At 62.8% G+C, this 323-nt stretch carries 1 protein-coding gene; it reads left to right on the forward strand.

What is annotated here, in order from left to right:
• A partial coding sequence (locus LZ005_RS21555) for a hypothetical protein (RefSeq protein WP_237811140.1) occupies positions 1–323 on the forward strand: 323 nt, incomplete at both ends.

The following is a 323-nucleotide window of genomic DNA, read 5'->3' on the forward strand; positions in this document are numbered from 1 at the left end:
GCCAACCTGTCGACCCTGCAGATCAACACCCTGGGCAACACCCAGTTCGGCGTGCTGTCGACCCTGGCCATGGCCAACCTGACTTCGGATCAAGGCGCTGCCCTGAACTCCTCGCAAGTCGGCGCGATCAGCACCCTGCAGTTCTCGAACCTGAGCTCGCAAGCGATCGTCGGCCTCGAAACCAATGACGTCGGCCAGATCTCGGTCGCCGCCATGGGCGCGATGAAGACCCTGCAAGCTGTGGGTCTGAGCTCGGATCAGATCCCGCTGTTCAACAGCGCTCAGCTGCAAGCCATGAGCACGGCCGGCTTCAGCGCCCTGAA

Source organism: Massilia sp. TS11 (assembly GCF_022012445.1).
Lineage (GTDB): Bacteria > Pseudomonadota > Gammaproteobacteria > Burkholderiales > Burkholderiaceae_D > Telluria.